The organism is Streptomyces sp. NPDC005794, from assembly GCF_042871445.1.
In the GTDB taxonomy this organism is placed as follows: Bacteria; Actinomycetota; Actinomycetes; order Streptomycetales; family Streptomycetaceae; genus Streptomyces.
Window position 1 is genome coordinate 259,189 of sequence record NZ_JBIAIN010000004.1, and the last position, 14,106, is coordinate 273,294.

The 14,106-nt window shown below is 71.3% G+C and carries 12 protein-coding genes, 1 tRNA gene and 1 pseudogene; 5 read left to right on the top strand and 9 right to left on the bottom strand.

The features are described from left to right. Nucleotides 1-5: 5 nt before the first annotated feature. From ACFYQ5_RS08240 to ACFYQ5_RS08270, 7 genes are all read right to left on the bottom strand, one after another. Nucleotides 6-701 (bottom strand): hypothetical protein, encoded by a 696-nt coding sequence (locus ACFYQ5_RS08240; RefSeq protein ID WP_389194802.1) that lies wholly within the window; start codon nucleotides 699-701, stop codon nucleotides 6-8. Then, entirely contained in the window at nucleotides 698-1,120 is a 423-nt protein-coding gene (locus ACFYQ5_RS08245; protein WP_389194805.1) for an acyl-CoA thioesterase, read from the bottom strand. Before ACFYQ5_RS08245 ends, ACFYQ5_RS08240 begins: the two co-directional genes overlap by 4 nt. Nucleotides 1,121-1,122: 2 nt before the next feature. Then, entirely contained in the window at nucleotides 1,123-2,787 is a 1,665-nt protein-coding gene (ettA, locus tag ACFYQ5_RS08250) for an energy-dependent translational throttle protein EttA (protein WP_389194808.1), read from the bottom strand. A gap of 186 nt (nucleotides 2,788-2,973) precedes the next feature. After that, nucleotides 2,974-4,404: a Cys-Gln thioester bond-forming surface protein gene (locus ACFYQ5_RS08255; RefSeq protein WP_389194811.1), complete on the bottom strand. Its 1,431-nt coding sequence runs from the start codon at nucleotides 4,402-4,404 to the stop codon at nucleotides 2,974-2,976. A gap of 244 nt (nucleotides 4,405-4,648) precedes the next feature. Next, on the bottom strand, nucleotides 4,649-5,074 hold the full coding sequence (locus ACFYQ5_RS08260; RefSeq protein ID WP_389194815.1) for a single-stranded DNA-binding protein: 426 nt from the start codon (nucleotides 5,072-5,074) through the stop codon (nucleotides 4,649-4,651). Nucleotides 5,075-5,229: 155 nt separating this feature from the next. Then, nucleotides 5,230-7,185, bottom strand: a complete 1,956-nt coding sequence (locus ACFYQ5_RS08265; RefSeq protein WP_389194818.1) for a GTPase — start codon at nucleotides 7,183-7,185, stop codon at nucleotides 5,230-5,232. Then, nucleotides 7,182-8,822 (bottom strand): ATP-binding protein, encoded by a 1,641-nt coding sequence (locus ACFYQ5_RS08270; RefSeq protein ID WP_389194821.1) that lies wholly within the window; start codon nucleotides 8,820-8,822, stop codon nucleotides 7,182-7,184. The genes ACFYQ5_RS08265 and ACFYQ5_RS08270 overlap by 4 nt, the downstream gene beginning before the upstream one ends. A gap of 318 nt (nucleotides 8,823-9,140) precedes the next feature. On the opposite strand from ACFYQ5_RS08270, the gene ACFYQ5_RS08275 reads away from it, so the two are divergent. Further along, nucleotides 9,141-9,213: transfer RNA gene (locus tag ACFYQ5_RS08275), tRNA-Arg, on the top strand. A 149-nt stretch (nucleotides 9,214-9,362) separates the two neighbouring features. Here ACFYQ5_RS08275 and ACFYQ5_RS08280 read toward each other — a convergent pair. Continuing rightward, nucleotides 9,363-9,491, bottom strand: coding sequence for a hypothetical protein (locus ACFYQ5_RS08280; protein ID WP_389195373.1), 129 nt, complete (start codon nucleotides 9,489-9,491; stop codon nucleotides 9,363-9,365). On the opposite strand from ACFYQ5_RS08280, the pseudogene ACFYQ5_RS08285 reads away from it, so the two are divergent. From ACFYQ5_RS08285 to ACFYQ5_RS08295, 3 genes and pseudogenes are all read left to right on the top strand, one after another. Continuing rightward, nucleotides 9,444-9,752, top strand: a pseudogene (locus ACFYQ5_RS08285) (phosphotransferase); the annotation flags it as partial. The gene ACFYQ5_RS08280 and the pseudogene ACFYQ5_RS08285 overlap by 48 nt on opposite strands. 107 nt (nucleotides 9,753-9,859) lie before the next feature. Then, on the top strand, nucleotides 9,860-10,474 hold the full coding sequence (locus ACFYQ5_RS08290; protein ID WP_389194824.1) for a hypothetical protein: 615 nt from the start codon (nucleotides 9,860-9,862) through the stop codon (nucleotides 10,472-10,474). A 31-nt stretch (nucleotides 10,475-10,505) separates the two neighbouring features. Beyond that, on the top strand, nucleotides 10,506-11,648 hold the full coding sequence (locus ACFYQ5_RS08295; protein WP_389194826.1) for a Fic family protein: 1,143 nt from the start codon (nucleotides 10,506-10,508) through the stop codon (nucleotides 11,646-11,648). Nucleotides 11,649-11,914: 266 nt separating this feature from the next. On the opposite strand, the gene ACFYQ5_RS08300 is transcribed toward ACFYQ5_RS08295, so the two are convergent. Next, complete coding sequence (locus ACFYQ5_RS08300) at nucleotides 11,915-12,709, bottom strand: HAD-IIA family hydrolase (RefSeq protein ID WP_389194829.1); 795 nt, start codon at nucleotides 12,707-12,709, stop codon at nucleotides 11,915-11,917. Nucleotides 12,710-12,813: 104 nt separating this feature from the next. Between ACFYQ5_RS08300 and ACFYQ5_RS08305 the strand changes: the two genes are divergently transcribed. Beyond that, entirely contained in the window at nucleotides 12,814-14,088 is a 1,275-nt protein-coding gene (locus tag ACFYQ5_RS08305; RefSeq protein WP_389194832.1) for a phosphoribosyltransferase family protein, read from the top strand. The last annotated feature ends 18 nt before the right edge of the window (nucleotides 14,089-14,106 follow it).

Here is a 14,106-nt window from a genome sequence, read left to right on the forward strand (position 1 = left end):
GGACTTCAGGCCGTCCCCACGGTCACGGCGAGCGCGCCGAGGCCACCGCCCGCGCCCCGCAGGGCGATCGCCCCGTACGGAGTGCGCAGCCGCAGCCAGGAACCGGCCGCGAGCAGCGCGACGGGGAAGCCGGGTGCCGGGCGCAGGAAGCCGAGGGACTGGGCGGCGTGCACGGCGCGCAGCGGAAGGTCCGTGTCCCCGACCGTCCGGGACCAGATGTCGCGGCCGATCAGGTCGCGTTCCGCCCGGGTACGCCGGTCCTCGGGCAGCGCCGCGTCGCGGGTCCGGAATTCGGCGACGGCGTCGGCGAGTCCGGTGCACAGCTCGACGGGCCCCGGCAGTCCGGGGCGCTCCTGCCAGCCGCCGCGCGGCGGCAGCAGGCCGGCCCACGGCGGTCCGGTGACGGGCGCCGGCAGTGCGCTCAGGCCGGCCGCTTCGTCGGCCCCGTCCGTGTTCAGCGCTTCGAGGAGTTCACCGGCCGAGACCGTGACGTCGAAGTCGTGGGCCTCTGACAGCCGGGCCGTGCGGATCGCGAGGACGTCGAACGACGGCGGCCGGCCGAAGACGGCCAGCGCGCCGCCGCCCGCCTGGAGGCGGACGGCGGCGGCCCGGTCGTAGTGGAGCAGCCGGCCGAGGAAGGCGGCGAGGTCCGCCGCCTCCCTCGCGTCGGCGAACCGCGGCGACCGTACGGGCACTGTCATGCGACGGCGGGCTCCTGGTCGAGGTACTCCTGCAGGAAGAGCTTCTCCTCGGCGGTGATCCGCCGGGGCCGCTCCTCGGCCAGGTTGTAGGGCACGACGACCGTCGCCGCCCGTACGTAGACCTGGTCGGGGTCCTTGACCTCGTACGCGATCGTCAGTGACGCCGCGGTTATCTTCGTGACCCAGGACTCGATGGTCACCGGCGCGTGCCGGTGGACCAGCGGGCGCACGTAGTCGATCTCGTGCCGGGCCACGACGGACCCGCCGGCGAAGGACGGCGAACCGTCCCCCGGCGCCAGCCGGAACATGAAGTCGATGCGCGCCTCCTCCAGGTAGCGGAGGAAGACCACGTTGTTCACGTGGCCGAAGGCGTCCATGTCCGACCAGCGCAGCGGGCAGCTGTAGATATGACGAGCCACGATCAGCCTCGCGTGAGCTTCTTGTACGTGGCACGGTGCGGGCGGGCCGCGTCCGCACCGAGGCGCTCGACCTTGTTCTTCTCGTACGACTCGAAGTTGCCCTCGAACCAGTACCACTTGGAGTCGCCCTCGTACGCCAGGATGTGCGTGGCGACGCGGTCCAGGAACCAGCGGTCGTGGGAGATGACCACCGCTGCTCCGGGGAACTCCAGCAGCGCGTTCTCGAGCGAGGAGAGGGTCTCGACGTCGAGGTCGTTGGTGGGCTCGTCGAGGAGCAGCAGGTTGCCGCCCTCCTTGAGCGTCAGCGCCAGGTTCAGGCGGTTGCGCTCACCACCGGAGAGGACACCGGCCGGCTTCTGCTGGTCCGGGCCCTTGAAGCCGAACGCGGAGACGTAGGCCCGCGAGGGCATCTCGACCTGGCCGACGTTGATGTAGTCCAGCTCGTCCGACACGACGGCCCAGAGGGTCTTCTTCGGGTCGATGTTGGCGCGGGACTGGTCGACGTAGGAGATCTTGACCGTGTCGCCGACCTTGATGGCGCCGGAGTCCGGCGTCTCCAGGCCCTGGATCATCTTGAACAGCGTGGTCTTGCCCGCGCCGTTCGGACCGATGATGCCGACGATGCCGTTGCGCGGCAGCGTGAAGGACAGGTCGTCGATGAGGACCTTGTCGCCGAAGGCCTTCGAGAGGTTCTCGACCTCGACGACGATGGAACCGAGCCGGGGGCCCGGCGGGATCTGGATCTCCTCGAAGTCCAGCTTCCGCATCTTGTCCGCCTCGGCCGCCATCTCCTCGTAACGGGCGAGGCGGGCCTTGGACTTGGTCTGGCGGCCCTTGGCGTTGGAGCGGACCCACTCCAGCTCTTCCTTGAGCCGCTTCTGGCGCTTCTCGTCCTTGCGGCCCTCGACCTTGAGACGGGTGGCCTTCTTCTCCAGGTACGTGGAGTAGTTGCCCTCGTAGGGCAGTGCGCGGCCACGGTCGAGCTCGAGGATCCACTCGGCGACGTTGTTCAGGAAGTACCGGTCGTGCGTGACGGCGACGACGGCGCCCGCGTACTTCGAGAGGTGCTGCTCCAGCCAGTTCACCGACTCGGCGTCGAGGTGGTTGGTGGGCTCGTCGAGGAGGAGCAGGTCCGGGGCCTCGATCAGGAGCTTGCAGAGCGCCACACGGCGCTTCTCGCCACCGGAGAGGTTGGTCACGGGCCAGTCGCCGGGCGGGCAGCCCAGGGCGTCCATGGCCTGCTCCAGCTGCGCGTCCAGGTCCCACGCGTTGGCGTGGTCCAGGTCCTCCTGGAGCTTGCCCATCTCGTCCATGAGCGCGTCGGAGTAGTCGGTCGCCATCAGCTCGGCGACCTCGTTGAAGCGCTTGAGCTTGCCCATGATCTCGGCGGCGCCGTCCTGGACGTTCTCCAGGACGGTCTTCGACTCGTCGAGCTTCGGCTCCTGCATGAGGATGCCGACGCTGAATCCGGGTGAGATGAACGCGTCACCGTTGGACGGCTGCTCCAGGCCCGCCATGATCTTCAGCACCGTGGACTTACCGGCGCCGTTGGGCCCCACGACACCGATCTTCGCGCCGGGCAGGAAGTTCAGATTGACGTCATCGAGAATCACCTTGTCGCCGTGCGCCTTGCGCGTCTTGCGCATGGTGTAGATGTACTCAGCCAAGAGAAACCGTCCGGCAGCAATAGAGGTGTGGGCAGATACACCCATCTTGCCTGACGTCCGCACCCGGACGGAAACCCGTCCGGGTGCCGGTACGGCCTCGGGGACGTGAAGAGCCCGGTACGGAGGTCCGTACCGGGCTCTTCACGACACTTCACGGCGCGCTCTGCCCGCCGCACCGGTGCTCAGTCACGCACCGCTGCCCTGCGACTTCTTCCGGCGGAGCAGGAAGACCGCGCCGCCGCCGAGGACGACGAGGGCGATGGCGACACCCGCGATGACGGGGGTGGCGCTGGAACCGCCGGTCGCCGCGAGGTCGCCCTCCGCGCCGGTGGAGCTGGTGCCGGTCTGGGCGGGCACGGGCTCGGCGCCACTCTGGGTGCTGGTGTCGTCACCCGGGGCGGGGGTGCCTGCGGTCTCGCAGTCCAGGACGCCCTTGAAGTTCTTGCTGAAGCCGCCGGGGCCCGTGATCGTGAAGTCGTACGCCTGGTCCTCGGCGACCGGGATCGTCACCGTACGGGTCTCGCCCGCCGCGATGGCGTGCTCGGTGCCGGCCAGCTCGAAGGTGAACGCCTCGTCACCCTTGTTGCTCGCCGTGATGTCCACGCCGCCCTTGGCGCAGTTCTTCCGTGCGGTGAGCGCGGGGGCCGCGCCCTTCTCGGCCCAGGTGGCGCTCGCCGTCGCGGTGACGGTGGACTCGCTGGAACCGGCGAGGATCATGGTCTGGCTCTTGGTCAGCCCGGCGAAGACCCGGCCGACGGGCACGGACGTAGTGGCCTGGACGGTCAGCGAGGCGGAGCCGTCCGCGGCGTCCTCGGGGATGTCGAAGTAGAGCCCGGTGCCGTCGGCCGCCTCCGTGACGGGCTTGCCGTCCTTGTCGGTGACCTTGACCCCGCTCGCGGCGGCGTCGGCCGGCGGGGTCACGGAGACCTGACCGGCGTCGGTACGGACGGTGACCGGGCCGACCCGCTCCCCGGCCTTGCCGGAGACCGCGGCGGGCTCCAGTGCCACGGAGGCCTTCGGCTCCGCGACGCTCTCCGCCTGCTTCTCGAGCCAGTCGGCCAGCTTCTCCGCGTGCTCGTCCTTGGCCTCGACATCGGCCTTGTCCGAGAAGCGCCAGATGGCGACCTGGGTGCCCGCGGCCGCCGTCTTCGCGGTGAGCGGCCCGGTGCCGGCCTCGCCGGCGAGCTGTGCGAGGTCGTCGACCTGCGGGTAGGAGTGCTGCAGGATCCAGCGGATCTTGCCGGCGTCCTCGTTGGCGCCGAGCGAGGTCTGGTCCCAGGGGGTCTCCAGGTACTTCGCGCGGTCCTGTGTGGGGTTGTGGATGTCGATGCAGTACGTCTTCAGCTGGCCGCCTCCGTCCACGTCCAGCTCGAACAGGCCGGCGGGAAGCTCCTGCGTCGTGCCCGCCTTGCCGTCCTCACCTCCGGTGCGCAGCACAGCGCTGTCGTAGGTCTTGAGGCCGTCCAGCACGGCCGTCGCCCCGCCCTGGTGCTGACCCGTCTCGTCCGCGACGGCGGACGTCGCACCGACGAGGGTTCCCGCGGCGACCAGTCCGGCGGTGAGTATCGCGGCGGTCGCCCTGACGAGACCGCGACCCCGCCCACTCCGGCTCCCCATGGAACCCTCCGTCGCCGCCGTGGACGACGAAATGGATGCTGAAGACACAGAAAACACAGACTTCCCCTCCGGGCGAGACCTTCACGCTGATGCGCGTGTGGGAGGTGCCTCGCCAGCAAACTCAAGTGCCGCATGAGTACGGGGGAATCGTAAGGAGCGAGCGAAGGGGAATCCCCCGTCATGCCGTCAGATAAGCATTCCGACTCGTAATCGTTACAGCCCTGTTCGGCGCGCCTCCTCCACTTCAGGACATCGATGCCAGTTCTGTGGCCGGTTTCTGACGATGCGTAGGCGCCGTCAAGGCGGGGTCACCCCTGACCACCCTCCGGAACGCGGCCGTCCCCCTGGTCAGGTCGTGTCCCACGGCCATGGCCTCGATGTCCACGGAGGTCCTCCACACCCCGTCCTTCTCCTCCTCGCGCACCTTCAGGCGGCCGTGCACGACGAGCGGCTCCCCCACCGAGACCGAGCCGGACAGATTCGCGGCGAGCGTCCGCCGTGCCCACACCGTGTAGAAGCCGGTGCGGCCGTCCGTCCAGATCTGCTGTTCCCTGTCCCACCGCCGGGGCGTCACCGCCAATCGGAATCGCGCCGTCGGCCCTGTCGCCGTCTCCCGGAAGTCCACCGCTGTCGCGGCGTTTCCCACCAGTGTCACCAAGGTCTCGTTCATTTCCCGTCCCCCGATTCCCTGCCACATTCCGTCCGCTTTCCGTCCCGCTGTCCGCCCTGCGCCGATGCGGTGCGATGACGTGCGGTCCGGTGCGTCTGTCTGATCCGTCGCGAACCATGCTGGACGGAAACCGGGAATCCCGTGCGGCCTGTGAATTACCCGCCGGTTGTGGAAAACTCCGTCACCGCCCCATACCGCTCCCGCACCTCGCGGTAGCGCGCCAGTTCCGCCGCCACCGGGTCGAGGACCCTGGCCCTGCCGCAGCCGGCCGCGGCTTCACGGAGCCGCCGTTCCGCTTCCTGCCCGTACCGGCGCGCGGGCCCCCGTGCCGCTGCCGCGCACGACCACTCGACGAGCGGTCCGCCGACCACTCCGGCCAGCATGAGCAGGGACGGAACCATCAGGCCGGGTGCGAGCACGCCCACGATCTGGCCGAGCAGCCACAGTCCGCCGAAGATCTGGAGCAAGGTCATCGAGGCCTGCGCGAGCACCGCCGCGGGCCACCACGCCGGACGCGGCGGCCTGTTGCCGCGACTGCCCGGAGCTCCGGTGACGGGCGCGCCGGGTGCACCCGCGGAATCGGCGCCACGATTCCTCCGGCCCGCCCCCGTACCCGCCCCGCCCGGGCCCACCGGGGCGGACCCCGTGTCCCCGTTCCCGCTCCGCCCACGGGGCCGGCCCCCGGCGCCCGCCTGCGCGTTCCGTGAGAGCTCGTCCAGCGCTTCCGGCAGCCCCTTCGCCCCGTTCACCGCCGCCTCGCGCACGGCCTGTGCCCACGGCGTGGGCAGCCCGTCCACCGCGTCGTCCGCCAGCTTCCGCACGGCCTGCTCCACCCGCTGCCGGGCGGTGATCTCCTCCTCCGGCGGCGCGAGCACCTGCGCCATCAGGTCGAGGCCGCCCAGCTGCCGGGTGGACTCGTACCAGCGCCACAGCCGCAGCCAGGGCGTCCCACAGGCCCGCCCCGCGTTCCTGCGCCATTCGCGTTCCGCGGCCTGCCCCGCCGCGCCCGCGCCCACGGCGTCCGCGAGCCGGTCGGCGAAATCCTCGCGGGCCCGCTCGCCGAGCCCCGGCCGCCCCTCGGCGACGTACACCGGCCGGAGCCGCGCGGCGGCCGCGTCCACGTCGGCGGACAGCCTGCGCGCCGCCGCCGTACGGGCCTGGACGAACCTGCCGAGCAACTCGCGCAGGTCCCCCACCCCGGCTCCGGTGAGCGCGGACAGGGACATGACCGTGGCGCCCGGCTCGCCGTGCTCCCCCACCGGCATGCCGTCCTCGTCGAGCAGCCGGCGCAGATCGTCCAGGACCAGATCGGCGGCCTCGCCGGGGAGCCGGTCGATCTGGTTGAGCACGACGAACGAGATCTCGGCATGCCCGGCGAGCGGCCGCAGGTAGCGTTCGTGCAGCGCCGCGTCGGCGTACTTCTCCGGGTCGACGACCCAGATCACCGCGTCGACCAGGGCCAGCACCCGGTCCACCTGCTCCCGGTGGCCGGTCGCCGCCGAGTCGTGGTCGGGCAAGTCCACCAGGACGAGGCCCTGCAGCGCCTCGTCGACGGCCGTGGTTCCCTGCACCGGCCTGCGCCGCAGCCGGCCCGGGATGGCCAGCCGGTCGAGCAGCCCGGCGGCGCCGTCGGTCCAACTGCAGGCGATCGGGGCCGAGGTGGTCGGCCTGCGCAGCCCCGTCTCGGAGATCTGAACGCCCGCCAGCGCGTTGAACAGGGTGGACTTCCCGCTGCCGGTGGCCCCCGCGACGGCGACGACCGTGTGCCGGGAGGAGAGCCGCTGGCGGGCCGACGCCTCGTCGAGCACCCGCCCCGCCTCGGCGAGCGTGTCCCCGTCGAGCCGGGCGCGGGAGAGCCCCACCAGTTCGCGGAGCGCGTCGAGCCGCGGCCGCAGGGGGCTGCCGGGCAGCCCGTACGCCTCGACCTGGAGCGCCGGATCGTCCTCCTGGGGGGCCTGCTCGTCCTCGGGGCCCTCCTGTGCCGCCTCGGCGGCACGCCGCGCGATGAGCCCGTCGTCCCAGCGCCGGCCGTCCTCCCCCCGGGCCTGCCCCGTCCCTTCGGGCTCCGGCCCCTGCCCGTGGTCCTGGCCCTGGTCAGTGACGGCAGTCATCGCTGCCACCTCTCCTTCTGCAGTACGGACAGCGCGGCGATGAGTTCGGCCTGCGGCTCGGGGGCGACTTCGAGCGCGTCCAGCGGGGCGAGCCGCCGATCGCGCTCGCCGTGCATGACCTGGTCCAAACAGTCGGTGAGCAGTGCCCCGCCCCTGTCGCGGAGCCGCAGCGCACCCTGGGCGCCGATCCGTTCGGCGAGCTGCTCGCCGGCGCCCCTCGCGCGGCGCCCGCCGAGGAGCGCGGCGGCCAGCAGCGCCGCCACCGTCTCCGCGTCGGGCGCGGCATTGCGTTCGAGCAGCCGCGCCTCTTCCTCGGCCAGTTCCTCCAGGACGCGCCGCCAGCGGCGTACGGCCATGGCGATCCGGCCCTGGATGTCCTCGGCGGGCCCCCATCCGCCGTCCTCGCGGCCGGCGTCCTCGAACCGGAAGATCCCGGCGGCGGGCTCGCGCTGCCAGGTCGCGCGGATCTGCTCGTCGGAGGCCGCGACGGCGCACTGCACGAGGGCGATCAGGCTCTCCACGAGTGCGTCCAGCAGTTCCTCCGCGGTGCTGTACAGCGGGTATCCGCGCCACCGGGTGCGGGCGCCGCCGGCGAGCACGGCACCGTTCCGGAGCCGCCGCCGCACGCGCGACAGCTCCTTCCCGTACGCCTCCACGACCACACCGGTCAGCCGCACGGCCGCGGCGTACTGTGCGGCCACCGCCCCGGCCAGCTCGGGCATCCGTACGTTGAGCGAGTCGATGACCCCGGACGCCGTACGCCCCACGGCCTGCTGACGGGCCGCCGGGTCCTGCGCCCGGTGGATGAGCCAGGCGCGCAGGGGGGCGACGGCGGTGGTGGGCAGCAGCCCCGTGCCACCGCCCGCGGACTCGGGCAGCTCGGGGATGGTGAAGCGCGGAACCTCGCCCAGACCGGCCCGGGTGAGCAGGGCGGCGTACTGCCGGGACACCTCGGCGATCACCTGGTGCGGCACCCGGTCCAGGACGGTGACCAGGGAGGCGTCGTACTCCTTGGCGGTGCGCAGCAGATGCCACGGCACGGCGTCCGCGTACCGGGACGCCGTGGTCACCATGACCCACACATCCGCGGCGCAGATGAGTTCGGCGGCCAGGACCCGGTTCCGTACGACCAGCGAGTCGATGTCGGGGGCGTCCAGGAGCGCGAGCCCCCGGGGCAGGGTCGCCGCGGTCTCCACGCGCAGCACGGTGTCGTCGCCCCCCTCGGCCCCGAGGTGGTCGAGCCCGTCCGGGTCCGGGACCTGCCCCGGGGGCAGCCACACCCGGGTCAGCTGCGGCAGCACCCGTACCCCGGCGAACCAGTGGTGGTCGTCCGGGTGGCAGACGAGTACGGGCGTCCGCGTGGTCGGGCGCAGCACACCGGCCTCACTGACCCGGCACCCCACCAGCGAATTGACGAGCGTCGACTTGCCCGCGCCGGTGGATCCCCCGATCACGGCGAGCAGCGGTGCCTCGGGATCCTTCAGACGGGGTACGAGGTAGTCGTCGAGCTGGGCGAGCAGTTCGGTCCGCGTCTGCCGGGCCCGCGGGGCACCCGGCAGCGGAAGTGGAAGACGCACGGCAGCGACACGGTCGCGCAGGGCGGAAAGTGCGTCGATGAGCTGGGGCCGTACATCCATGGTTACCACATGCGAAGAATGCCCAATTTTGACGCCTTTTTGAAGCGTATAGGGCCCCTCTGCGCGGCGGATCCACCCCGGGGGACAGAGGGGATGAGTAGGGCGCAGGCATAACGAGTACACAACACCCGGGGCGTGAGACGCCAAAAGCGATGCATGAATCGCACCTACCTGCGATTATCGGTTCGCTTCACTGAACCTCCACATCGTGCCACGCAGGTGAAGCAACCAGGACGAGGTGATCTGAGCCCTATCCTTGTCCCGGCAAGGTCGCGGATGGCTTGAACCAGGCCCTCCGGGGCACCAGGCCGACACCCGGCCCCCGTAGCTCAGTGGATAGAGCAGGCGCCTTCTAAGCGCTTGGCCGCAGGTTCGAGTCCTGCCGGGGGCGCACGTTTACACAGGTCAGAGCCTGCTTTTAGCCCTCCGCGAGCGATCTCGCGGAGGGCTTCTCGGCGCCCGCGAGGTTGTTTTGCCTGGATATACACCCTCGATTCGGGGTGCTGGGTCCCACATACATCCCCCAGCTGGGGCAGCAACTCACGGCCAGCCGCGGCGGTCCATGAAGCGATACTCACCCGTCGCCGCCTGCTCCAGCGGTTTGACCGCGAAGCCGGGCAGGTGCGCAAGCGCTTCGTCGTACGCGGCGAGGCGCTCGGCGGCGACCACGAGGGGAAGCCGGTACGCCAACGCTTCCGGCGCGAGACCCGCGCCGCCGCACGCCTCGACCACACCGGCATCGCCACCGTCTACGACCTCGGCGAGGAGCAGGGCACACGGTTCCTGGTCATGCAATATGTGACCGGCATCGGCCTCGAAGACCGGATCGCCGAACAGGAGCAGCTGGGCATCGAAGAAGCAGCTGCGATCGGGGGGCAGATTGCCTCCGTCCTCGGCTCCGCGCACGCCCACGACGTCGCCCACCGCGACCTCAAGGGCCGTAACGTCATCATCCGCACCGACGGCGTGGTCACAATCCTCGAGCCCGGCACGCCAGGCTCACCACCACGGGCGAGCGACCGGGCAGCCTGGAGTGCATGGCACCCGAACAGATTTTGGGCAAACCGGTCGACCAGCGCACCGACCTGTACGCGCTCGGCTGCCTGCTCCACAAGATGCTCACCGGCGAACCCGTCTTCGAGCACCGCTCGGAACTCATGCTCCCCGAAACCCTCGTACTCGAACTTCTCGCCAAGGCACCGGATGACCGCCCACCCCACGCCGACGAGGTCTGGCGACGACTCGCCTCCTGGCCCCCGGAGCGCGGCGACCCGGCGACCGCACTCACCCCCTTGGGCCGAGGTAGGTCTGCTGCGTTCCTTCCGACACCCGATGGGACCGGAAGGGCGCCCGGTCCGCTCCTGGGCAGGGTCTCAACGACCAGGCCGACCGGTGTGACGCATGCGTCCGCCGCACATCTGCCGCACGAGGGAACTCCTTCTCTGCAGGGCACGGGGCGTGCATTCCGAAATTCCCCGACGGTCGCCGCGCCAATGCCTGCACCACCTCAGCGGGGAATTCGCAGCTCCCAGTTCGTAGCGCTGCGCCAGAGGCACCCCTGGTCCACGGCGGCGCGCCGCTGGCCCAGCGACGAGCCACAACAGGCAGAGAAGCGGTCGCAACGAGGGAGTGCTCTGGGCGCAACCACTTGACTTGATGACAGAATCATCATGTCATGTAGGCATGCTCTACGCGCCTCCCTCCCTGAACGCCGACGACCGGCGGGCCCTCGACGAGATCGAGAGCATGCGCCACTCCCTGCGCCACATGCTCCGAGCCACCCCACGCTGGACCCGCCAGCTGCGCCGTAATCTCACCGCCCGCGCGATCGCCGGATCGAACACCATCGAGGGGTACGCGGCGACGGTCGACGACGTGGAAGCCCTCTTGTCAGGCGAGGAGCCCCTGGAGACCGGAGAGAAGACGCGTGCCGAGCTGGAGGGCTACCAGCGCGGCATGACCTACATCCAGGCCCTCGCCGACGCGGGAGACGACTTCCGGTACGACGCCGGCCTGCTCAACGGCCTGCACTTCATGCTGCAAGGCCACCACCTCGACAAACGCCCCGGCCGCTGGCGCGACGGACCTGTCTACGTCACCAGCCCCGACGACCCCCTCGTCCCCGCCTACACCGCACCGGACCAGGCGGACGTTCCCGCTCTGATGGCGGACTTCATCGACTGGCTCAACGAGGGCGACCTCGACGCACCCGTCCACGTCCGCGCTTCCATGGCTCACCTCAACCTCGTCAAGATTCATCCCTGGAAGGACGGCAACGGACGCATGTCCCGCGCCCTGTCCACCCTCGTTTTCTCTCGCGAGGCTCTGATGCCGCCCGAGTTCTCCTCCATCGAGGAGTGGCTCGGCCGGGGACAGAACACGTACGCCTATTACCAGATCCTGGAGGACGTCGGCGGCCCGCACTGGAGTCCGAAGCGCGACACTCGGCCCTGGATCCGGTTCTGTCTGACCGCCCACCATCGCCAGGCCCAGCAGGCCCAGCGGCGCTTCGACGTCATGTCGCGGGCATGGACCCGCCTGGTCGAAGGCGTCGAGGCCGCCGGATTGGACGAGCGGGTGGTCTACGCCCTGCTGCCCGCGTTCTCGGACGCGAAGGTGCGCCGCACCGTCTACCAGCAGGACGCCGACCTCAGCGACCAGCAAGCCATCCGCGACATCCGGGAGCTCGTCGCCCGCGGCTGGCTCGTCGCCCACGGCAAGGCCCGGGCCCGCTACTACGCACCCGGTCCCCTCATGGACCCGGTCCGGGAAGAGGTCCGCCAGTCCATGGAGCCGTACACGGATCCCTACCGACGTACGCAATGACCGTGCGCACTCCTGGCGCCACTGATGTGCGCTACGCCGCCGCGGCTTCCAGCGCCGAAAGGCTTTGCGCCGGCTCGATGCGGGCCTCCAGTTCCTTGGTCCGGCCGACGATGCGGCGGGCGTAGGTGGCGTCAGGTGCCGGCCCGTCGTGCCATGGGAGCGGGGCGAGAGCATCCGGATCATCCGGTGGTGGCTGGAGGCTGTACCCGTCGGGACAGGCCGGACCAGCAGTGCTTCCTCAAGGGTCAGTGGGGTCCGGTCGCGGGTCAGCCGAGCCGTTCGAGCAGGGCGGGCACGTCCGCGAACGAGTCCACCACGTGGTCCGGCGTGCCCTCTGCCGCCGCGTGGGTCTCCGTCCGGTACTTACCGGTCCTGACCAGCACGCCGGTGATGCCGTGACGCTGGGCGGCCAGCACGTCCGTGTCGATGTCGTCGCCGACCATCAGCGTCCGCCCCGGGCCGGCACCGAGGTGGGCCAGCGCTGCGGCGAAGAACGCCCCGGCCGGCTTGCCGGTGACGACGGCCTCGGTGCGCGCCGCGCGCTCCAGGCCGAGGAGGAAGGCCCCGGTGTCGAGGTCGAGTCCTCCGGCGGTACGCCAGTACAGGTTGCGGTGCATGGCGACGAGGACCGCGCCCTGCTGGACGAGGCGGAAGGCGCGATTGAGTGCCGTGTACGTGAAGGCGTCGCCCGCGCCGCCGAGTACGACGACGTCGGGTACGGCGCCTTCGGCGTCCTCCTCGACGAGGGTCACCCCGGACAGGTCGTCCCGTACGTCACCGGTGTTGATCAGCAGGCAGCGGGCGCCGGGGTGGTTCTCGCGCAGATGGGCGGCGGTGACGGCGGGCGCGGTGAGGATGTCGTCGGGGCCGACGGGAAAGCCCGAATCCGCGAGCCGCTCGGCGATCCGGGCGCGCGTCCGCGACGTGGTGTTGGTGACCAGAGCCAGCGGGACGTCGGCGGCCCGGAGCCGCTCCAGGGCCTCGACGGCGCCGGGCAGCGGCTCCCAGGACACCGTGAGCACGCCGTCGATGTCGATCAGGACCGCGCCGGTTCGCTCCATACAACCGACCGTCCCCGACTTGCCGAACCGGCGCAAATGGGATTGTTTCGAAGGTGGGCGCGCGTGTGTGTTCCGCTCTTCCCCTCTGTTGGAGGTGAACCCCCGTGCTGTTCACCGACCGCACGGATGCCGGGCGGCGGCTCGCCGTCGCGGTGCGTCACCTGGAGCGGCGCGATCCCGTCGTCCTGGGCCTGCCGCGTGGCGGGGTTCCGGTGGCGTACGAGGTGGCGCAGGCCCTCGGCGCCCCGCTCGATGTGATCGTGGTCCGCAAACTCGGTGTGCCGTACCACCCGGAGCTGGGGTTCGGCGCCATCGGTGAGGGCGGGGTCCGGGTCATCAGCGACGAGATCGTCCGCCACGCCGGGCTCCGCGAGAAGGACCTCGCCTCCGTCGAGCGTGCCGAAGCCGCGGAGCTCGGGCGGCGGGCGCGGGCGTACCGGGAGGGCCGGCCACGTCTGCCGCTGAAGGGGCGCGCGGTGGTCGTCGTGGACGACGGGATCGCCACCGGAGCGACCGCGCGGGCCGCCTGCCAGGTGGTACGGGCGCAGGGCGCCGCCCATGTCGTGCTGGCCGTGCCCGTGGCGTCGCCCGATGTCGCGGCCAGGCTGGGCGAGGACGTCGACGAGGTGGTGTGCCTCTCCACTCCGCACCTGTTCTCCGCCGTGGGTGAGTGGTACCGGGACTTCTCCCAGACCTCCGACGACGAGGTCGTCTCGCTGCTGGCACGGGCTTCCGGAGGCCGCACCACCGCCGAGGAGGTCGTGGTGGACGCGGGCGGGGTCCCGCTCCCCGGGGATCTCGCGCTTCCAGGGGACGCCGAGGCGGTCGTCGTGTTCGCCCACGGCTCGGGCAGCAGCCGCCACAGCCCGCGCAACCGCTCGGTGGCCACGGCGCTGAACCGCGCCGGTCTGGGCACTCTGCTCTTCGACCTGCTCACCCCCGGGGAGGAGGTCTACCGCGCCAACGTCTTCGACATCGGCCTGCTGGCCGGGCGGCTGGCGGACACCACCAGCTGGCTGCGGCGCCGTGTCTCCCTCCCGGTCGGTTCCTTCGGGGCGAGCACGGGAGCGGCGGCGGCGCTGCGGGCCGCCGCCGGGACGGACTCGGGTGTCGGCGCCGTGGTCTCGCGCGGCGGGCGCCCCGATCTGGCCGGGGCGGACCTGTCCGCCGTGCGTGCGCCCACCCTGCTCATCGTGGGTGGCGCCGACACCACGGTGATCGACCTCAACCGGCAGGCCCAGTCCGCGCTGGAGTGCGAGAACCGGCTGGAGATCGTCCCGGGCGCGACGCACCTGTTCGAGGAGCCGGGCGCCCTGGACCGGGTCGCGGACCTGGCCCAGGACTGGTTCCTCACGCATCTGGTGCGGCCGGCCGGCTGACGCCCCCCGGTGGCCCTC

Coding starts and splice junctions, on each gene's coding strand:
- ACFYQ5_RS08290 (WP_389194824.1), top strand. CDS start 9,860: ATGGCACCCGAACAGATTTTGGGCAAACCGGTCGACCAGCGCACCGAC.
- ACFYQ5_RS08260 (WP_389194815.1), bottom strand. CDS start 5,074: ATGAACGAGACCTTGGTGACACTGGTGGGAAACGCCGCGACAGCGGTG.
- ACFYQ5_RS08255 (WP_389194811.1), bottom strand. CDS start 4,404: ATGGGGAGCCGGAGTGGGCGGGGTCGCGGTCTCGTCAGGGCGACCGCC.
- ACFYQ5_RS08270 (WP_389194821.1), bottom strand. CDS start 8,822: ATGGATGTACGGCCCCAGCTCATCGACGCACTTTCCGCCCTGCGCGAC.
- ACFYQ5_RS08300 (WP_389194829.1), bottom strand. CDS start 12,709: ATGGAGCGAACCGGCGCGGTCCTGATCGACATCGACGGCGTGCTCACG.
- ACFYQ5_RS08265 (WP_389194818.1), bottom strand. CDS start 7,185: ATGACTGCCGTCACTGACCAGGGCCAGGACCACGGGCAGGGGCCGGAG.
- ACFYQ5_RS08240 (WP_389194802.1), bottom strand. CDS start 701: ATGACAGTGCCCGTACGGTCGCCGCGGTTCGCCGACGCGAGGGAGGCG.
- ACFYQ5_RS08295 (WP_389194826.1), top strand. CDS start 10,506: ATGCTCTACGCGCCTCCCTCCCTGAACGCCGACGACCGGCGGGCCCTC.